This window comes from Streptomyces sp. NPDC046925 (genome assembly GCF_040644915.1).
Classification (GTDB): domain Bacteria; phylum Actinomycetota; class Actinomycetes; order Streptomycetales; family Streptomycetaceae; genus Streptomyces.
In genome coordinates, this window is the sequence record NZ_JBEYWZ010000002.1 from 715524 (window position 1) to 734955 (window position 19432).

Sequence of the window (19432 nt, forward strand, 5' to 3'; positions counted from 1 at the left end):
GCCCTAACAGAGCCCCAGCGCGCGGCCGCGCCGCACCGCCTCGGCCCTGGAGGACACGCCCAGCTTCCGGTACACCTCGCGCACATGGCTCTTGACCGTGTTCACCGACACGTACAGACCGTCGGCTATCTGACGTAGCGGCACGTCCTGTTCCAGTCGGCGCAGCACCGCCAGCTGGCACTGCGTCAACGGCTGCCCGGGCGGCTGCCGTACGGACCGCTCCGGCCGCGCGGGCACGGAGGCCAGCACGGCGGCGGCCTCGCCCACCAGCGCCCCCGCGCTGCGTACATCGCCCATGCCGCCCGCGATCCGCACCAGCGTGCCCGCCACCCACACCAGACACGTCGTCACGGTCGTGTCGGCCGCCTGCTCCTCTCGGCTGAGCACATGCAACCGTCCGTGCAGGACGGAGACTCCGTCCGCCACTCCCCCGGAGCCGTTCTTTCGCGGCTCCGCGCACAGCGCCACAGACATGCCCCTCACCTCCCCTTGTGCAGGGCAATACCCCTACACCGTGGGGTGGCGGGCACGGCTGCGGAAGAGGACGGTCGGCCCTTTTGCACGGCTGCGACAGAGGGCGGTCGGCCCTTTCCCCCGGGGTCCGGCGCTCCCCGCCCGCAGGGTCGCTGCCCCGGTCTAGGCACCGGCGCCGGCGCCGGGCAGCCTGCGCACTTCGAGGAGTTCGAGGCCGAGCGCCTGGATGCGGTCGAGGATCCCGTACAGCGCGGCCTGGTCGAGTCCCGCGCCCACCAGCACCGTTTCCGCCGGGCGCAGCACGACGGTCATCTCGCCGAACGCCGACCGGAAAGCCTCACCGATCCTGCCCCGGACGCGGATCTCGAAGTCGGCGCCGCCGGGTGGAGTCCCGACCGGCCCGGGCCCCGAGTCCTCCTGTGCCCCGCCCATGGCGACACCTCCTGTACGACGGCTCGGCCATCGGCCGTCATTCTCCTGGCGGAGTGGCCGACGGCATCACCTTGCGCGGGTGACGGCGCCCCCGGCCGGGCCCGGTGGCTCATCCGTTGCGGGTGAACCGGCCGGGCGGCGCCGGGCGGATGCTCCGGACTCATCCAGGAGGAGGTGCGACATGGCAGAGCAGATGTCCCGGGGCCAGGCGCGTTCCGATGCCCCCGAACCGCAGCCCCGCGTCAATCCGGTCGCCGTCGGCGGCGTCGTCTTCGCCGTGTGCGTGCTGGGCATCATCGGCACGTTCCACGCGATCGCGGGACTCTCCGCGGTCCTCGGCGACAACTACTACCAGGCACAGAACGACTATCCCTTCGACTTCGACGCCAACGTCCGCGGCTGGATCCAGATGATCTCCGGCGTCATCATCGTCGCGGCGGCTTTCCAGCTGTTCAACGGCCGTACCTGGGCCCGTACCGTCGGTATCATCGTGGCCGCGCTCAGCGCGTTCGAGAACTTCTTCTTCACGCCCTACCACCCGGTGTGGTCGGCCATCATCATCGCCCTGGACGTCCTGGTGATCTGGTCGCTGACGGTGTACGGCCCGCGTCAGGCGCACAAGGTCTACGGGGCGCCGCTCTAGGCGGCGTCCTCTGTGCGTCCGCGGCGTCCCGGCATCCAGGGCGTCTTCAGCGCCCGGACGTCAGCCCGAGCCTGCCGATCAGCCTCCAGTCGAGGCGCGGCCGCTCCCGGTAGGCCCCCGGCCGCTTTCGGGGGACGATCACCCGCAGGGCTCGTGGCCGCACCTCGCAGTGCACGGGCACGCTCAGGTGCACCGCCTCGCCGTCGATGCCGGCCGGGATATCCTCCTGATCGGCGTCGACGACCACGGAGGATGCCGTGGCCCGGTCGAGCCCGGTGGCCTGCCCTCCGCGCAGCAGCCCCGCGGCCTGCGCGGCACTGGTGACCCGCACGCCGACACAGCCGAGCACCCCGCCGTCGAGCCGCGTCCGGCGCCCGAGCCCGGCGATGTCCTTGGTGCCGTAGGGGTTGTTGCTCACCAGCAGGGCCTGCGGTTCGGAGAATTCATGCTCCCCGGCACGCGCCGTGAGGCGGGCCCCCTGCTGCCCCAGGAGAAGGTCGGGCAGGAGTTTGAGGGTGGTGCGCGTCTTGTCGTCCCGGTAGGCCGGGCTCTGCACCACCTCGGCGTACGCCCCGAACGACACGTTGTTGACGAAGGGCCGCCCGCCGGCCCGGCCCAGGTCCACCCGCAGTTCCACGCCGTCGTGCAGCGCGCTCAGGGCCGTCGAGGGGTCGTCGCGGTCCAGGCCCAGATCCAGGGCGAAGTGGTTGCGGGTGCCCGCGGGGATGACCAGGAAGGGCAGGTCGAGGGCGGCGGCGACCTCGGCGACCAGGGCCTGGGTTCCGTCACCGCCCGCGACCCCCAGCAGATCGGCGCCCCCGGCCGCGCACTTGTGGGCAAGGGCCGCCACATCGGTCTCGCCGGGGCCCTCCAGGAGCACCACTTCCGCTCCCAGCGCGTTGGCCGTCTCGCGCAGTTGGAACCGGTGCACCTTGCCGCCGCCGGAGCGCGGATTCATGATCAGCACCGGGCGGCGGAACTTCCCGGCCGGCTGCTCGGGCATCGGCTCCGGCGCCTTGTGCCGGGCCAGCGCCGCACGGCCCGCGCCCGCGGCAAGGAGCCACAGCGCACCGGACACCAGGACCACCCAGGTGAGCCGGGCCCGCGTGTACTCCGTGACCACCCAGATCGGCGCGGCGAGGGCGAGCAGCACCGCCAGGATCCGCGGCAGGCCCCGCCTGCTGAGGATCCACCAGACCGCGGCGGCCGTGATCGCCAGGCCCGCGAACCCCACGCCGAGCAGCGCGAAGGTCTTGAACCCGGCGAACACGCCGAGCACCAGGACCGCGGCGGCGGCGGACGCCAGGGACGCGCGGGCCAACCACCGCTGTCCCCGCGTCGACGGTTCCATGCCGTGCATCGACGGTTCCATGCCGCCAGTGTGCGGCCACGGAGCACGCCCCGGCCTCACCCCTGAGAGGCGACCTCACACCGCCGGGGTGACGCAGGGCGGCCCCGCATCGCCCAGAGTCCTCAGCGCCTGGAGGGAGCGCGCCATGACCGAGACCACGCACCATCACCTGACCCCGCGGGAGCGGGCGGCCCTGGGAAAGGCCGGCCGGTCCCGCGCCCGGCGATCCGAGCACGCCGAGTTCGCGCCCGCGCCGGGCCGCCCCGACCCGGTCGACGTGATCGAGCGGCAGTCGGCGAGCAGGCTCCCGGAGCTCGTGCCGATCCGCTACGGCCGCATGCTGGAGTCGCCGTTCCGGTTCTTCCGGGGAGCGGCCGCCATCATGGCCACCGACCTGGCCGCCACCCCGTCCAGCGGTCTGCGGGCCCAACTGTGCGGCGACGCGCACATGCTGAACTTCCGGCTGCTCGCCTCACCGGAGCGGCATCTGATGTTCGACGTCAACGACTTCGACGAGACGCTTCCCGGGCCGTGGGAGTGGGACGTCAAACGCCTTGTGGTCAGCCTCGTCATCGCGGGGCGCGACAACGGCTTCAAGACGTCGGAGCGGGCCCGTGTGGTGCGTGCGACGGTGCGCGCGTACCGGGAGTCGATGAGTGCGTTCGCCCGAATGCGGACGCTGGACGTGTGGTACTCGCGGATCGACGCGGAGGAGCTGTACGCCAGGATGTCCGCCAAGCTGGGCACGCGAGCGCGGCGCAGGGTCTCCCGCGCGCTCAGCAAGGCCCGCACCCGCGACCACATCCAGGCGCTGGAGAAGCTGGCCCGGGTGGTCGACGGGCAGTTGCGCATCACACCCGACCCGCCCCTGATCACACCGCTCGGCGATCTCGCGCCGGGCGTCGAGCGCAAGGAGCTCGAGCACCAACTGCGGGAGCTGATCGAGCGGTACGCGCTGACGCTCCCCGCCGACCGCCGGGCGCTGCTAGCCCAGTACCGGGTGGTCGACATGGCCCGGAAGGTGGTCGGCGTCGGCAGCGTGGGCACCCGTTGCTGGATCGTCCTGCTGCTCGGGCGTGACGACGGCGACCCGCTGCTTTTGCAGGCCAAGGAGGCGTCGGCGTCGGTCCTCGCGGAGTTCGCGGGCGCCAGCAGCCTGCCCAACCAGGGGGAACGGGTCGTCGCCGGACAGCGTCTGATGCAGGCGACCAGCGACATGTTCCTGGGCTGGGAGCGGGTCGAAGGACTCGATGGCAGCGAACGCGACTTCTACGTAAGGCAGTTGCGGGACTGGAAGGCCATCCCCCAGGCCGAGCTGATGACCCCGGACGAGATGCGGCTGTTCGGCCGGATGTGCGGGGCGACCCTGGCCCGCGCGCATGCGCGTTCCGGCGACCGGATCGCCATCGCCGCCTATCTGGGCGGCTCCGACTCCTTCGACCGGGCCCTGGCACGGTTCGCGGAGTCGTACGCCGACCAGAACGAGCGCGACCACCGGGCGCTGGCCGCCGCGGTGCGCGAGGGCCGGGTGACCGCGACGTCGGAGTCGGACGCGAGCGGCCCCTCGGCGTAGTCAGGCGCGGGCGGCCGGTCGGCGTCGTCAGGTGCGGGCGGCCCGTCGGTGGGGCGAGGCGCGGGCCGCTTGTCGGCGGGCTGAGGTGCCGGCTCGCCGAGCCAGTGCCGCAAGAACTCTTCCTGGGCCAGTATCCGGCCGACGGCGATGCCGAACACGATGGTGGTGAAGTAAAGGATCAGCCAGGACAGCACGGTGAACACCGAGCCGAGCGCCCCGTAGCGCTGCTCGCTCATCCGCAGCGCACGCGGCAGCCACAGCCCCGAGGCGGCGCTGAACGCGGCGCCTCCCACCCCCGCGAGGACCGCGCCCGGCAGCAGCGGCAGCCAGGGCACCCGGCCCGCGAGCAGCAGGTGCTGGGTCCACCACCACATCAAGGTGGCGGCCAGCGACTGCAGGAGAACCCCCAGGACGGGCCCCGCGCCGAACGCCCGGTGCAGCGCGCCCTGCACGATGAGCATCGCGATCCACACCAGGAGCCACACGGCCCAGCGCCAGGCCACGAGCCGCACGCCGGCGCGGGGCAGGTCCCAGGAGCGTTCGCACATGCGTTGCAGGGCGCGGGTGAAGGCCGTGGCGGACACCAGCGCGACCAGTACGCTCACCACGCCCCAGTTGTGCAGCGCGGTGTCCCCTCCCACGGAGACCACCTCGGCCCGCGCCACCACTGGGCCACCGGACCCGAGCATGGTGCGCAGCGAGCGCATCAGTTCCTGCCGGACGGCGTGCGGACTGAACGAGGCCACCGCGATGAGCATCGGCAGCGCGGCCAGGAACGCCTGCGCCGCCAGACGTGTCGACATGTCGAGGATGGTGACGCGCACGAGCTGCTGGATGACGCGCCCCGTCAGCGGCAGGGCCGCGAAGGCGATCCGCATGACGGTGTCCTCTCGTGGCAGGAGCTCACCCCTGCCGGACACCCTCCGGTCCGCCGCCTCGCGGCACGTCGCCCGCTCCGGGTGACGTACGCCGCCGACCGCTCCGGATCAGTTGTGCCGTGACCGCCCGCGGCGGCCCCGGGATCACGGTGGCGCGGGAGCCGACCGCCAGGTGGCACAGAGGGCCAGGCGCATGTGGCCGTCCGGGGTGCGGTGCAGTTGCAGGCCGTCCGCCGCGTCCGGGGAGGCCTGCAAGGGGTCGACGCCGGGGCACAGGCCCGCCAGTTCGAGGGTGTCGTGGCGTGACACCGGCAGCCAGGCGGGCGGCCGGGGACTCTTCCCGTCGTAGTCGGTCACCGCCAGCGTGATCCGCTCCTCGTGCACGCTGATCAGCAGCCGGATGCGCGGCGCGCTGCTGTGCGTGATCACGTAGTGCGCGGCGACGCTGGCCGCGTCGCTCATCCGGTGGGCCAGCGGTCGCGATGCGCCGGATGCCGTGAGCACCGCCAGGGCCACTTCTCCCAGGACGTCCACGGAGTCCCCCGCGCGCCCGGCTTCCAGCGCCAGGGCCGTCATGTGCCCGTCCCGCCCGGCGGTCCCGGGAGATTCCGGGTCCTGCGGGGCAATGCGGGGCAGCCTCGTCATACGCACGGTCCGTCCCATCGACGCCTCCGTACGCCGTGGAAACAGAGGGAACACCATGCACACCGCCGGGGGCGGGTGGTTCACCCGGGGCTGGTGCGCGTACACCGAAGACGCCGAGGTCCGGGGCGTGCCATCGACGTTACGGCGCCTCACCTGCACGGTCCAGTCCGCTTGGCGCCAATCCCCACGTGTCGCCAATTCAACCGAAATAAAACCGAGTTGCTCAGAAGAGTGTCCAACAGGGCCCGATGGGTCCATTATTGAACCCCCTCGCTTGCCTGCCCCCACCAGGGCGGATGAGGGCTGTGCGGACCGTTGCCACGGCCGGGTACTCGACTTGTGCCGTGATCCTCCGATTCGCCGCGCATGATCACCCAAGACCCCGGTGAGCTTGACCTACTCCCTCTCGGCACAGTCAGGCCTCGTCCACACCGAGGATGCCATCATGATCGACGGCGCCCCGCCCACCACCGGGCATCTGCACCCATACCGCACTCAGGGTCACCTGGTCCTGGAGTTCCACGGCGAGATCGACGTCAACGCCGCCCTCGACATGGCCCAGGCCCTGGACGCCCACACGGCACATCCCGCGCTCTCAGTGATCATCGACCTCAGCCATATCGAGTTCTTCGACTGCTCGGGCCTGCGCCTGCTGTGCCGGGCCCGGCGACGCATCCTGGAGCACAGCGGGGAGCTGCAACTGGTCTGCGATCACCGGCTGACCCTGCACATCCTGCGGGTGACCGGCCTCTTCCCCGGCTTCGCCCCCGTGTCGAGCCTCAAGGAAGCCCTTGACCGGTCCGGCACCATCGAGCAGGCGGGCTGACCGCCTCACCGCCCGGAACCCGGCATCTGGAATGCTCTCCTGACGGATCATCCGGATCGCCGGACCACCCGAGAGGAGAGGCATGCAGCCCCCGTCCACGATCGGCCAGCTCGTGGCCCTCGTACTGCTTCTCCTGCCGGGGCTGACCTATCAGTTCCTGCGCGAGCGCTGGCGAGGCCCGGTCGCCGGGGAGGCCCAGCTCCCGGAGCGCATACTCCGCGCGATCACGGCGAGCGTCGCCCTGAACGGGGTGTACGCCGTTGCCGCGGGGCCCGTTCTCGTCGAGGCGTGGCGCAAGGCGGAGCGCTCCGGGGTGAGCGCGCTGGCAGCCGAGCATCCGAGGACGATCGGCCTGTGGGCGATGCTGCTCTTCCTCGGCGTGCCCGCGGCGGCCGCCGCGGGCGTCTCCTACAGTGAGCGGCGCCGTGCCCGTTCCGTCTACCGGCCGGTCCCTTCGGCCTGGGACTACGCCTTCGGTACCCGCGCCGACAGCGGAGCACGCTTCGTGCGGGCGCGGCTCAAGGACGGGACCTGGGTCGGGGGTTGGTTCGGCACCCGGTCGTACGCTTCGGGCTATCCGCAGGAAGCGGACCTGTACCTTCAGGTGTCGTACCGGATGGGCGCGGACGGCTCCTTCGGACCACGGGTGGAGTCCACGGACGGGATCTACCTCCGCATGGCCGATCTCGACCTCGTGGAACTGGTCAACGCCCCGGAAGGGAACCGCAATGACAGCGCCGGATGACGAACTGACGCCGTGGGAAAGAGACTTCCTCGCCCGACCCGGCGAGCCTCGCGGCTATCAGCCCCAAGGGGAGGCGAACGACCCCGACGAGCCGCCGGAGCCACCGCGAGGCCCCGCGGGTGCGTCGCCTCCAAGCCCAGAAGTGCGTCGTACGGACCCCGAAGACCCCGCGCCCGCCGCGCCCTGACCCGCTAACCTGCATCACCATGATGCGCGTATGGATCTTGCCCGCGATTCTCCTGCTCTGCGGCTCAGTCATTGCCGTCGGGCAGCTGTTCAGGGGAAACCCCGTCGCGGCCGTGGTACTCCTGCTGCTGTTCGTGCTGCTCGCGGCCGCGACCTCGCCCCTGATCTTCCCGCGCTCGATCGGCGCGCAGGAGGCCGAGCGCCGCAGCGCGGCCGACGGCCGCCCGATCGTCTTCTGGCGGCCGGGCTGCACGTTCTGCGTGCGCCTGCGCATCCGACTGGGCTCCCGCGCCCGCCAGTTGCACTGGGTCAACATCTGGCGCGACCCGGCAGGCGCGGCAGTGGTGAGGTCGGCCAACGACGGCAACGAGACCGTTCCGACCATCCTCGTGGCGGGCACGCCACACGTCAATCCTGATCCCGCCTGGGTGCGCGAACAGCTCGCTTCCTCCGCGTAGCCGGAGGCCGGAGGAGGGGACACGGCTTGTCTGCGGCGGCTCAGGGGCGTTCCCGGAGCTCCGTCGCCCTGTTCACGAACGCGGCGTACAGCTCGCGTACGGCGCGCGGGAAGGAATCGCTGCGGCGGCGCTGGAGGACGACCAGGACGCGGGTGGTCTCGTCGGTGAGCGGCCGGTGCGTGATCATTCCGGCCCGCTCCAAGGGGTCGCCCACGACACTGAAGTCGGGCAGGAGCGCGGCGCCGAGGCCTTCGGCCACCATGAGCTTTCCCAGTTCGGCGCCGTCCGTGGAGTACGCGAAGGAGGGCGGGGAGCCGCCGAGCAGGCGGTGTGCGTAGCGGTGCATCACATAGCCGGCGCGCATCGCGATGAACGGCTCCGTCTCCAGGTCGGGGGGCGACACGGCGCCGATCCTGGCCAGCGGGCTGTCCGGGTGCAGGCAGACGACGGGCCTGCCGCGCAGCAGCTCGGTGGTGTCGAAGTCCGGCGGGGTGTCGTCGCCGTCCAGGTAGTTGACGAGGCCCAGGTCGAAACGGCCCTCGCGCAGACCCCGGTGGATGTCGTCCTGCTGCGAGCCGACCATCTCCACCTGCGTCGCCGGATGCGTCTCGCGGAAGGCGCGCACGGCGGGGACCAGGAGCGGGGCCGTGGCCGCGTTCACCGTGCCGACGCGCACCACGCGGCTCGACTGGTGCTGGTCGTGCGCGGCCCTGCGCAGCCGGTCCACCGATTCCAGTACGCCGATGATGTGCGGCAGAAGCTCACGGCCCTCGTCGCTGACCTTCGCCCCGGAGCGGTGCCGGTCCAGGAGCGAGACGCCGAGCTCCCGCTCCAGGTTCCGCACGGTCTCGCTCAACGCGGGCTGTGAGAGGTGAAGTTCGCCCGCGGCGCGACGCAGAGAGCCGAGCCTGGTGACGGCCTCGATGTACTCCAGCTGCTCTGTCCGCATCGCGCGCGCCTCTCACCCAGCCCCCGTCGTGGGAGGGAAACCCTATCAGGGCTTAGTCATTACCGACTCGACGTCCGACGGGGACAGCTGCTTGAATCGGGGGCATGAATGCAGTGCGGCCCCACCTCACGCGGCGACGGTACGTCGACCTCGCGCGGGTGTGCAGTGCCCGCTGTCGCCGCTGCGTCTGAGCTCTGCCTCCGAGGCGTCTCCGAGCATCCGCCGGGTAGTTCGCCTACTCGCGTTCGCGTGAACTCCCTTCTTGGCCGGGCCTGTTGACGGCTCGGGTGGATGCCTGAATCGGGCGGATACCTGACGGGTCACCCCGCCGCGCGGATCGAGCAGCGCCGCGCGTATCGCGGGTGGGCTCGCGGGTGAACCCAGGGGCGATCTCGCGGCTGATCTCACGGTTGAGCGCGTCGGCAGGCCTGTCGCCTGCCCGCTCGTCCCCCTCTCCCCTCTCCCCTCTCCCGTCTCTCTTCTCCGCCCTCTCCTCCCCCCTCTCCCCTGCCTCGTTTCACCGGCCCTTTGTGGCCGCGTACCCGAAGGGCTTCCGCCATGGCCACCGTTCTCACGCTCACCGGCAGCGCCTCCGCCCCCGGCTCCTCGCGCACCGCGCGTCTCGTACAGCACCTGGGCCGTGACCTTGCCGCGCAAGGGCACCGGGTGCGGACGCTGGACGTCCGCACCCTGCCCGCCGAAGCGCTGCTGTCCGCCGACACCGCGCACCCCGCTGTCGCCGAAGCCGTCGCCCTGGTCGAGAGCGCCGACGCGCTCGTGGTCGGCACGCCCGTCTACAAGGCCGCGTACTCGGGCGTCCTCAAGACCTTCCTCGACCTCCTTCCGCAGTTCGCGCTGCGCGGCAAGCCCGTCCTGCCGCTGGCGACCGGCGGCTCCCCGGCCCACGTACTCGCCGTCGACTACGCCCTGCGTCCCGTCCTCACGTCGCTCGGCGCCGAGGTCGCCCAGGGCTGGTTCGTCCTGGACCGCCACATCACGGTCTCCGACGACGGGAGCGTCGGCCTCACACCGGACGCGGACGCGGGTCTGGCTCCCGTCGTGGACCGCTTCCGCGAGGTGCTCACGGAGCCGTCGCGGCTCGCGGCGGCTTAGGGGTAATCGGCTTTCCCTTCCGCTCCGGTCCGTGTGCCTCTTGCCGGGCTCCGGACCGGGAGCGGCGCGCCACCCCTCCGCGAGCACCGCGCCTCCGTACGTGCCCCTCCCCGCATCCGAAAGGCCCGCCCCCATGCCCCGCATCCCCGCCTCCGACGCGGAGGCCATCGCGGTCGCCCGCGAGGTGGCCGAGCGTCTGGCTGCCGACGACGCGCGCCGCGACGCCGAGCGCGTACTCCCGTACGACGAGGTACGAAACCTCACCGAAGCGGGGCTCTTCACCCTCTCCGTCCCCGGCTCGCACGGCGGCCCCGGACTCCGCGCCCGCAGCCTCGGCGAGGTGTTCACCGAGCTGACGGCCGGGGACGCGAGCATCGGCCAGATCCCGCAGAACCACTACGCCTTCGTCAACGTCCTGGCCCACGCCGGCACCGAGGAGCAGCGCGCGTTCTTCTACCGCGAGATCCTCGCCGGGCGGCACTTCGGCAACGCGCTCTCCGAACGGAACACCCGTACGGCCCGTGAATTCGCCATCGGCTTCGCACCGCACCCGGACGGCGGCCGGGTCCTGCACGGCACCAAGTACTACGCGACCGGTTCGCTGTTCGCGCACTGGATCCCGGTCTACGCCAACGACGAGCAGGGCCGCACCCACGCGGCCTGGGTGCCCGCCGACCATCCCGGCGTGCATGTCGAGGACGACTGGAACGGCATGGGGCAGCGCACCACCGGCAGCGGGACAGTCCGCTTCGATCAGGTGCGGGTACCCGCCGAGCACATCGTTCCGGTGTACTCGATCTTCGAGAAGGACGAGGTGTTCGGCGCCTTCGGCCAGTATCTGCACGCCGCGATCGACACCGGCATCGCCGTCGGCACCCTGCGCGAGGGCAAGCGCCTCATCCACGAGCTGGCCCGCCCCCGCCTGGAGGCGGGCGTGGAACGTGCCGCGGACGAGGGCGCCGTCATCGACGGCTTCGGCGAACTGGCCCTGAAGGTGCGCTCCGCACGCGCCCTGCTGCGCGACGCGGGCGACGCCCTGGATGCCGCCCGCACCGAACTGACCGCGCAGAGCGCCGCTGAGGCATCGGCCGCGGTGGCTGCCTCCCGCGCGCACTCCGACGCGGTGGCCCTGGCGGTCTCCAGCGGCATCTTCGAACTCATCGGCACCCGCTCGGCGGATCACGACCTCAATCTGCACCGCCACTGGCGCAACGCCCGCACCCACACCCTGCACGACCCGCGCCGCCTCAAGCTGCGCTACCTGGGCAACTGGGAGCTCAACGACACCCCGCCGCCACGCAACGGCCTGGTCTGACCCCGACCCCAAGTCCGTATCTCTCCCCCCCAGCACACCCACGCACCCGCACAGAGGACACCTCATCCCATGCCCCTGACCTTCCACTGGTTTCTGCCCACCAACGGCGACAGCCGCCACATAGTCGGCGGCGGCCACGGCGTACCCACCGGCGCCGCAGGTGGTGACCGCCCCGCATCGCTCGCGTACCTCACCCAAGTGGCGCGCACGGCGGAGCAACTGGGCTTTGAGGGAGCGCTCACGCCCACCGGCGCGTGGTGCGAGGACGCCTGGCTGACGACGGCGATGCTGGTCGAGTCAACCGAGCGTCTGAAATTCCTGGTGGCATTCCGCCCCGGCCTGGTCACGCCAACCCTTGCCGCCCAGATGGCGGCGACGTACCAACGGCACTCATCCGGGCGCCTGCTCCTCAACGTCGTCACGGGCGGCGAGGACCACGAACAGCGCGCGTACGGAGATTTCCTGGGCAAGGACGAGCGCTACGCCCGCTGCGACGAGTTCCTGCACGTCGTCCGCGCCCTGTGGCGCGGCGAAACAGTCGACTTCAGGGGCGCACACGAGCGCGTAGAGCAGGCGCGCCTCACCCGCCTCCCGAACCCGGTGCCCCCGGTCTACTTCGGCGGCTCGTCGAAGGCGGCGGGCCCGGTGGCGGCCCGCCACAGCGACGTGTACCTGACCTGGGGCGAACCGCCCGCGCAGGTGGCGGAGAAGATCGGCTGGATCCGCACCCTGGCGAAGGCGGAGGGCCGGGAGGTCCGCTTCGGCATCCGCCTGCACGTGATCGCCAGGGACACGTCCGAGGAGGCCTGGGCCCAGGCAAACCGACTCCTCTCCGGCACGGACCCAGCTCTGATCAACGAGGTCCAGCAGGGTCTGGCCCGCTCCGGCTCGGAGGGCCAGAAGCGCATGCTGGCCCTGCACGGCGGCTCCACGGACCGCCTGGAGATCTACCCGAACCTCTGGGCCGGCATCGGCCTCCTCCGCGGCGGCGCGGGCACGGCCCTGGTCGGCTCCCACACAGAGATAGCCGACCGCATCGCGGAGTATCACGCCCTGGGAATAGACGAGTTCGTACTCTCCGGCTACCCGCACGTGGAGGAGGCGTACTGGTTCGGCGAGGGCGTACTCCCACAACTGTCAGCGCGGGGCCTCTGGCACCACCCGGCGCCATCATCCCTGGACGAGACACCGGCAGCGGTGCCGTTCGCTTCGTAGGGCTCGCACCTGGCGGGCCGAGTCGGGAGATGGAACGTTGAGAGGAGGACGTCAGCTCTTGGGGTGATTCAATTGGTGGCTGCAGTCTCGCTGACCATCTCAATCTTCGCGCTGCTGGGCGTCGTGCTGTCTCTCGTCTATCAGTCCCGACAGACGAGACTTTCCAGGGAAGAGAGCGTCAGGGCCTACCATCGCGACCTCATCGGCATGGCCATCGAGGATTCCGAATTACGCGTCTGCTGGGGCGGCGATCTCGCGACGGTCCCGCAAGAAGAGGCCAGGCAGATCATGTTCACCAACCTGATCGTCACCTGGTGGCACTCCTGCTACATCGTGAAGGACCTCAACGACGAACAACTCTCCCTGACCCTCGACATCTTCTTCAAAGGAGAGGTGGGCAAGCGGTATTGGCTCAAGAACCGAGCGTTCTGGACAGACTTGATGCAAGAGGCGAGCTCCGGCAAGAGCAAACGCTTTGTTTCCATCGTGGACGCCAGGTATCAACACGCAATAGCCGCAAGCGCTTAGGGCCCGCACCGCGGTGTCAGCCACTCACTGTGCGACACGCGGCTGGTTTCGATCAGTGAGACGACGCACGACCCGCACGACGTCCAGCACGCGGGGACCCAGATCGATGAGCGCCACGTCCGGGACATCGGCATGGGCGAACGCGCGCCCAGTCCTTCAAGCCAGCTTCCGGTATTAAGGGTTGTTCCGTGACCCCATGACTCCGAGGCTTCGTTCACTCGATGCCGGGCTCGTGACTGCGCTGGTCTCACCTCTACGATCTCTCAAGCGGCAGCAGGGAAAGTCGGCAAGACGGGGGGAGCGAAATGGGAGTCCTCAGACGGGTGTTCTGGGCGGTGGACCGTTACTTGGGGGGCGATCGACCACCCCTGCGGCCACGCGGGCGGTTCCTGCGCCATCCGGTGCTCTGCGGGCTCGCCGGCGCATGCCTTTCCGGTGGCCTCTGCGCTTTGACGATAGGGAGGGTAGACCTGCAGGTCGTTCTCTTCGCCTTGGCGATGGGTACGTTCTGGGGCCTTCTCGTCATAGGCGAACGGAAGCGGTTGGACCACTACGGCTACCCGTGGAGGAATGGACGCGACGACTGACGGGTTGCCTCGCCGACAAGTCCGCGACCGTTCCGCGTAGGACGCTCCATTGCCAAGCATGTGCCTAACTAGCCTTAGGCTCACCGAGTAGCTGGGGTTCCCGGCGTTCAGGTTCCCTGTGCCCTCTCCACTCGCACGCAGCCCGTCGCGCATGCGGGATCGCAGCGCGGCAAGGGCTTCGACATACATCGAGCGTCCCTGCTCGTACGCGGGCTCCGTGGCCAAGGTTCCCTCCATTGCCCCGTCGCGGAGATCGCGGAGGCGGCGGAACGTGGCCTGCCTGACACACTCCCTCCCATGCCGAACAAGCCTGCTCGCCCGTCTCTTTCCCCGCTTCCCGCTCCCCCGCTCCGCGGCGACGAGCCGATCGATGGCGTTTCGGATGCAAGCGTGGTCGACTTCTGGCGGTTTGCCATGCCGGATCTCCGGATGAACAGCACGCGTGGGTTGTTCGCCGAATTCCTGGTGCACCGGGCGCTCGACTCCCCCGGGCCCCGTGTCGAATGGGCAAGCCACGACGTCGAGACTGACGACGGACTCCGCATCGAGGTCAAGGCCGGTGCCTATTTGCAGGCGTGGGAGCAGCGCGCGCCCTCCCCGATACGGTTCAGCGGGCTTCGCGCTCGTACCTGGTCGCCCGATGTCGGTCACGCGGAGGCGAAGACCTACAACGCCAACGTCTACGTCTTCGCCGTTCAGACAGCCCGTGAACACGCCGCCTATGACCCGCTCGACACAGCCCAGTGGGAGTTCTACGTACTCCCCCGCCCTGTGGTCGCGGCCCTCGGCACGGACAGCGTCGGTCTGGCCACGGTTCGCTCGACGGCCGGTGCGGCAGTGGGCTTCCCCGCTCTCGGCGAGCGGATCAGGTCGGTCGATCCCCGAAGGAGTCAGCGGTAGTCACGTATCACCGTGCTCCTGGGCGTCCAACGTCATCGGCCCATACCGAGCCTCAGCAACCTCCGTAGTCAGCGCCCAGTAGCGGTCGCCGAAGGACCAGTGCCACCACTCCGTGGGGTAGTTGACCAGGCCGGCCGTGGACAGGGCCGCGGTGAGAGTGCGGCGGTTTCGGCGGGCCGCCGGGGAGATCAGGGTGCTGTCCATGTAGCAGGCGCCCTCGCTCTCCTCCGGGCTGGCGTTCACCGGGGTGCCCAGGTCGAGTTCCGTGCCGGATGCCGTGCACAGGGTCAAGTCGACCGCCGCGCCGGCCACATGCGGGCCCACCTCGGGCGGGGAGAGGGAGCGGCTCGTCTGCTGGTGGAGGTACTCCTCCGACCAGTCGGGGTTCGCCTTCCTCAGCTCTGCCGCGTACTCCTCGAAGTACGAGATCTGCAGCGCCAGTGGGCGGTATCCCTCCGTGACCAGGAGGCGCAGGCCCTCGGGGAGCAGGCGGGCCGCCCTGGCCAGGCGCCAGGCGACGCCCTCCCTCAGCTGTGCGTAGGCCCCTTCGGGGTCGGCGAGGCGGTCGTCGACGTCCACGAACGGCAGTTCGCGCAGGTCCACGAGGGGTTCACCGCATTCGTGGACCGGTATGCCGACGACTCTGGGATCGTTCATGAGGATGATCGACGACATGCTTGCCCCTTCATGGCGACGGTGGCGGGGCGACGAAGGTGGGGCGACGGCGCAGGGCACAGCTCCGGGGGCGGGCTGCCTGCCCGCCCCCGGAGTCCCCTCCGTGCCCCGGCAAGGGCCTTACGCGAGGAGCGGCCCACACGGCCGACGGTGTCGGCTGTGTGGGCCGTACGAGGCATCAGTGGCCTTCCCCCGTGCTTCCCCCGTTGAATTCCGCTGAGTCCCCCGTTGTTTCCTGCGATCCCCCGTTGCCGTCGGCGTGTTCACCCGCCGACACCCACAGAATGGCGTACTCCGCTGCAAGTTCTCTGCAAGTCCGCGCCAAGCGGATCGCAGCGCCCCCGGGCGAGGGCTACAGCCCCGGCTCGTTCCGTTCGCGCGCCTCGTACGCCGTGAAGACCTCCCGCGCCTCGGCCCGCAGCGCACCCGCCCCGGCCCGGTCCCCCGCCGCCTGCCGCGTCGCGGCGAGATCTCGCAGGGTGCGGGCGCGGGGCAGGGGAAGTTCCAGGTCGTTCCAGAGCGCGGCGGCCGTGGTCAGGTGCTGCTCGGCGGTGTCGAGGCGGCCCGCCGCCAGTTCGCATTCGCCGAGGGTACGCAGACCCAGTGCCTCCCCGAAGCGGTCGCGGTGGCCGCGGCAGACGTCGAGGACGCTGCGGATCTCGACGGCGGCTTCGTCCGAACGGCCCAGGCGTATACGGGACTTGGCCCTCGCCTGCATCGCGTAGGCGAGCATGAGCGGGTCCCCCAGGGTGCTCAGGAGGTCCACGGCGCGCCCGGAGAACTCCTCGGCCTGCGCGTATTCGCCGAGCGCGCGGTGCACCAGGCCGATCGAGCGCAGCGTCAGGGACTCGCCGCGGCGGCTGCCGAGCCTGCGATAGGCCCGCAGCGACTCGTCGAGGAAGGAGCGCGAGGCGTCGAAGTCTCCGAGCTCCAGCTGGACGGATCCAAGGTACCGGCAGGACAGGCCGATGCCGGGGTCGTCCTTGAGGCGACGGAAGCCCTCGACGGCGCGAACGAGCGTGTCCTGTGCGTCGCGCAGCCGTCCCGCTTCCCGCCGGGCGCTGCCGAGCCCGGCGAAGGCGGCGGCCCTGCCGCGTACGTCGCCGAGTTCGGCGCAGAGCCCGGCCGCCTGGTTGAAGTAGCGCTGAGAGTCTGTGAACCGGTCTTGTTCGTAGCGGAGTTGGCCCAGGCCGATGAGGAGCAGAGCCTCGCCCGCCCTGTCCTCGGCGCGGCGGGCCGCGGCAAGGGCCGCGTCGTGGGTGCGCCACCAGGCTTCGAAGCGGTTGCCGACGGTGTAGGCGGAGGAGCACAGGGCGGCCGCCGCCTCACAGGAGAGGGTGTGCAGGTCCAGGGAGGCGGCGCGTTCGACGGCTGCGGCTATCGCGTCGGCCTCGGCCTCGAACCAGGCGGCCGGGTCGGCGAGGGCCCGCTGGGTGGCTTCGGGGCCCACCGGCCTCACGAGTCGGCGCAGGGCCACCGCGGCGGAGCCGTCCGAGTCATCGGAGTACAGGAGCCCGCGGTGCAGTTCGACGGCGCCGGACGGCGTCGCGGAGGCGGCGCGGCCGGTCAGCCAGAGCCAGGCGCCCAGGGCGCGGCCGACGGCGGCGGCCCGTTCGGCGGGCGGGTCCTCGGCGTCGGCGCGTTCTGCGGCGTAGACGCGTACGAGGTCGTGGGGCCGGTAGCGGGGCTGGCCCGCGCGGTCGACGCCGGTGCAGTGCAGGAGCTGGGCGTCGATGAGCTGCTCCACGACGCGGTCCGCCTCGGCCTCGGGCACGTCGAGCAGCGCGGTCACCACCCAGGCGGCCACATCGGGTGCCGCGAGCAGGCCCAGGCGGCGCAGTGCGGTGCGGGCGGGGGCGTCCAGGGCGCGGTAGCTCATGCCGAGCCCTGCCCGTACCTCCAGGTCGCCGACGGCGAGTTCGTCCAGGCGGTGGTGTTCGTCGGCGAGCCGGTCGGCGAGCATGCGCGCGGTCCAGTGCCGGCGCGTGGCGAGGCGGGCGCCTGCGATGCGGATGGCGAGCGGGAGGCCGCCGCACAGCTCGACGATGCGCCGGGCGGAGTCCGGCTCGTCCCTGACGCGCCGCTCCCCGGCGACGCGCCCGAGGAGCTCGGTCCCTGGGTCCGTGTCGAGCACGTCGAGATCGGCCCGGTGGGTGACGGGCAGGGCGCCGAGGCGGGCCCGCGCCGTGATCAGGACCCCGCAGGTGGCGCTCCCCGGAAGCAGCGGGCGCACCTGCGACTCGCTGCCCGCGTCGTCGAGTACGAGCAGGACGCGCCTCCCGGCGACCAGACTGCGGAAGAGATCGCGCCGCTCGGCGTCCCCGTCGGGCGGATCGGCCCCCAAGGCGTAGAGGAGCCGCCCGAGCACTTCGCCGGGTGCCACGGGGTCGGTGGCGCCGCGCAGTTCGGCGTACAGCTGCCCGTCCGGGTAGGCGTCGGCGACCTGGTGTGCCGCCCGCACGCCCAGGGTGGACTTGCCGACGCCGCCGGGTCCGGACAGGACGACGACCGGCATGGCCTCGCGGGGTTCGGACAGCGCGGCCCGCACGTCGGCGAGCTGCGTTTCGCGGCCGGTGAAGTCGCCGATGGTGGGCGGCAGGAGGGCCGCGACCGGGACGACGACGGCTTCGTTGCGGGCGGGCCCGTGGGCGTCCGCCGCCGCGGGCAGCAGCTCGTCGTCCGCCCGCAGGATCGCCTCGTACATCCGCCTGAGGTCGGGGCCGGGGTCGATCCCGAGCTCATCGGCGAGTACGTCACGTCCCTCCGCGTACACCGTCAGGGCGTCGGCCTGGCGGCCCAACCGGTAGAGGGCGAGCATCAGTTGGCCGCGCAGCCGCTCCCGGCCCGGATGCCTGGCGACCAGCGCGGTCAGCTCGCCCACCAGTTCCGTCTCGCGGCCCGTCCGCGCCAGCTCCGCGGCGATCCGCTCCTCCAGGGCCGCTTGCCGCGCCTCGTCCAGCTGGTCGGCCACGGCGCGCAGCGTTTCGCCGATGCCGCCGAGCGCGGGGCCGCGCCACAGAGCGAGGGCGTCTCCCAGCAGCCGGGCGGCCGCCGCGTGATCACCGTCGGCGGCGGCCTGCCTTCCCTCGGTGCACAGGCGCTCGAATTCGGCGCGGTCGACGAGCGTGGCGTCCGCGTGGACCAGATAGCCCGGCGGCCGTGTCTCGATGGCGTCGGCGGACAGCGCGCGGCGCAGCGCGGAGACGTACGACTGGATCAGGGAGCGTGCCGTGTCCGGCGGCCGCTCGCCCCAGATGGCGTCGACCAGCGCGTCGACGGACACCACGCGGCCCGGCTCCAGGAGCAGCGCCGCGAGCAGGGCCCGGGGTTTGGGTCCGCCCAGGGCGAGTCGGCGGCCCGCGCGCCATGCTTCGACCGGACCCAGCAAGCGGTAGTCGGTGTCCGTGTTCACGCCCGTCTCCATGGGTCCTTGCCCCGCGCAGCCCCCGCCGCCCCCAACCCCCCGACCGGCTGGTCATACTACGTCTGCCCATTCCGAACTCAGGTGCACACCAGGGGAATCAGGCCATCGCCCGCCCGAACACGCACGGCTCCGGCCGCGCTCGGTTCACCTGAAGGGAGGAGAGGGGCATGTGACGCGGGTCACCTCACCCGGCCGATGACTTGATCGCGTCCCGCCCGTCCTATGGGCAACAGCATTCCGAGAGACGGGACAGCGTCACCATGACCGAAGCCACCAAAGGCCCTGCCAGCTACTTCCCGTCGATCGAGAAGAAGTACGGGCGCCCGGTCGCGGAGTGGAAGGAACTGATCCGGTCCTCGCCGCTGACCAAGCACATGGAACTGGTCGGCTGGCTCAAGGCCGAGCACGGCCTGGGGCACGGACACGCCAACGCCCTGGTCGCGCACACCCTGGCCGAGACTCGCACCACGTGAACCGATTCACGCGGGCCGGTTCACGCGGGCCCGTTCACGCGG

The 19432-nt window shown here is 71.3% G+C and carries 18 protein-coding genes and 1 pseudogene; 11 read left to right on the plus strand and 8 right to left on the minus strand.

What is annotated here, in order from left to right:
• Positions 1-3: 3 nt before the first annotated feature.
• Positions 4-474 carry a LuxR C-terminal-related transcriptional regulator gene (locus ABZ906_RS09590; protein WP_361379650.1) on the minus strand — a complete coding sequence of 157 codons (471 nt, stop codon included), beginning with the start codon at positions 472-474 and terminating at the stop codon, positions 4-6.
• A gap of 162 nt (positions 475-636) precedes the next feature.
• Positions 637-906 (minus strand): hypothetical protein, encoded by a 270-nt coding sequence (locus ABZ906_RS09595; RefSeq protein ID WP_361182616.1) that lies wholly within the window; start codon positions 904-906, stop codon positions 637-639.
• A 181-nt stretch (positions 907-1087) separates the two neighbouring features.
• Here ABZ906_RS09595 and ABZ906_RS09600 point away from each other — a divergent pair, with 181 nt between their 5' ends.
• Complete coding sequence (locus ABZ906_RS09600; RefSeq protein ID WP_361379653.1) at positions 1088-1549, plus strand: hypothetical protein; 462 nt, start codon at positions 1088-1090, stop codon at positions 1547-1549.
• A 46-nt stretch (positions 1550-1595) separates the two neighbouring features.
• On the opposite strand, the gene ABZ906_RS09605 is transcribed toward ABZ906_RS09600, so the two are convergent.
• Entirely contained in the window at positions 1596-2921 is a 1326-nt protein-coding gene (locus ABZ906_RS09605) for a diacylglycerol kinase family protein (protein WP_361379656.1), read from the minus strand.
• Positions 2922-3045: 124 nt separating this feature from the next.
• On the opposite strand from ABZ906_RS09605, the gene ABZ906_RS09610 reads away from it, so the two are divergent.
• Positions 3046-4473, plus strand: coding sequence for a DUF2252 domain-containing protein (locus tag ABZ906_RS09610; protein ID WP_361379659.1), 1428 nt, complete (start codon positions 3046-3048; stop codon positions 4471-4473).
• A 134-nt stretch (positions 4474-4607) separates the two neighbouring features.
• Here ABZ906_RS09610 and ABZ906_RS09615 read toward each other — a convergent pair.
• Positions 4608-5351 (minus strand): annotated as a pseudogene (locus ABZ906_RS09615) (YhjD/YihY/BrkB family envelope integrity protein); the annotation flags it as partial.
• Positions 5352-5495: 144 nt separating this feature from the next.
• On the minus strand, positions 5496-5996 hold the full coding sequence (locus ABZ906_RS09620; RefSeq protein WP_361379662.1) for a hypothetical protein: 501 nt from the start codon (positions 5994-5996) through the stop codon (positions 5496-5498).
• A gap of 445 nt (positions 5997-6441) precedes the next feature.
• On the opposite strand from ABZ906_RS09620, the gene ABZ906_RS09625 reads away from it, so the two are divergent.
• From ABZ906_RS09625 to ABZ906_RS09635, 3 genes are all read left to right on the plus strand, one after another.
• On the plus strand, positions 6442-6822 hold the full coding sequence (locus ABZ906_RS09625; protein ID WP_361379665.1) for an STAS domain-containing protein: 381 nt from the start codon (positions 6442-6444) through the stop codon (positions 6820-6822).
• Between the two features lie 82 nt (positions 6823-6904).
• A complete protein-coding gene (locus tag ABZ906_RS09630) occupies positions 6905-7567 on the plus strand; it encodes a DUF6338 family protein (protein WP_361182627.1) in 663 nt (220 codons plus the stop codon).
• 206 nt (positions 7568-7773) lie between these two features.
• Positions 7774-8211: a glutaredoxin domain-containing protein gene (locus ABZ906_RS09635; protein ID WP_361379668.1), complete on the plus strand. Its 438-nt coding sequence runs from the start codon at positions 7774-7776 to the stop codon at positions 8209-8211.
• A gap of 40 nt (positions 8212-8251) precedes the next feature.
• Here the strand turns inward: ABZ906_RS09635 and ABZ906_RS09640 are convergent, their stop codons facing one another.
• Positions 8252-9160 (minus strand): LysR family transcriptional regulator, encoded by a 909-nt coding sequence (locus tag ABZ906_RS09640; RefSeq protein ID WP_361379671.1) that lies wholly within the window; start codon positions 9158-9160, stop codon positions 8252-8254.
• Positions 9161-9718: 558 nt separating this feature from the next.
• Between ABZ906_RS09640 and ssuE the strand changes: the two genes are divergently transcribed.
• From ssuE to ABZ906_RS09665, 5 genes are all read left to right on the plus strand, one after another.
• Positions 9719-10273, plus strand: a complete 555-nt coding sequence (gene ssuE / locus ABZ906_RS09645) for an NADPH-dependent FMN reductase (protein WP_361379674.1) — start codon at positions 9719-9721, stop codon at positions 10271-10273.
• A gap of 133 nt (positions 10274-10406) precedes the next feature.
• Complete coding sequence (locus ABZ906_RS09650; RefSeq protein WP_361379677.1) at positions 10407-11588, plus strand: SfnB family sulfur acquisition oxidoreductase; 1182 nt, start codon at positions 10407-10409, stop codon at positions 11586-11588.
• A gap of 69 nt (positions 11589-11657) precedes the next feature.
• A complete protein-coding gene (locus ABZ906_RS09655) occupies positions 11658-12803 on the plus strand; it encodes an LLM class flavin-dependent oxidoreductase (RefSeq protein WP_361379680.1) in 1146 nt (381 codons plus the stop codon).
• A 63-nt stretch (positions 12804-12866) separates the two neighbouring features.
• Positions 12867-13331: a DUF6082 family protein gene (locus tag ABZ906_RS09660; RefSeq protein WP_361379683.1), complete on the plus strand. Its 465-nt coding sequence runs from the start codon at positions 12867-12869 to the stop codon at positions 13329-13331.
• 884 nt (positions 13332-14215) lie between these two features.
• Positions 14216-14818 (plus strand): hypothetical protein, encoded by a 603-nt coding sequence (locus ABZ906_RS09665; protein WP_361379686.1) that lies wholly within the window; start codon positions 14216-14218, stop codon positions 14816-14818.
• On the opposite strand, the gene ABZ906_RS09670 is transcribed toward ABZ906_RS09665, so the two are convergent.
• Together ABZ906_RS09670 and ABZ906_RS09675 are read right to left on the minus strand one after the other, a co-directional pair.
• Complete coding sequence (locus ABZ906_RS09670; RefSeq protein WP_361379689.1) at positions 14819-15493, minus strand: M15 family metallopeptidase; 675 nt, start codon at positions 15491-15493, stop codon at positions 14819-14821.
• A 352-nt stretch (positions 15494-15845) separates the two neighbouring features.
• Positions 15846-18905 carry a BTAD domain-containing putative transcriptional regulator gene (locus tag ABZ906_RS09675; protein WP_361379692.1) on the minus strand — a complete coding sequence of 1020 codons (3060 nt, stop codon included), beginning with the start codon at positions 18903-18905 and terminating at the stop codon, positions 15846-15848.
• A 272-nt stretch (positions 18906-19177) separates the two neighbouring features.
• Here ABZ906_RS09675 and ABZ906_RS09680 point away from each other — a divergent pair, with 272 nt between their 5' ends.
• Positions 19178-19390: a DUF4287 domain-containing protein gene (locus ABZ906_RS09680; RefSeq protein WP_361182642.1), complete on the plus strand. Its 213-nt coding sequence runs from the start codon at positions 19178-19180 to the stop codon at positions 19388-19390.
• Positions 19391-19432: the final 42 nt, after the last annotated feature.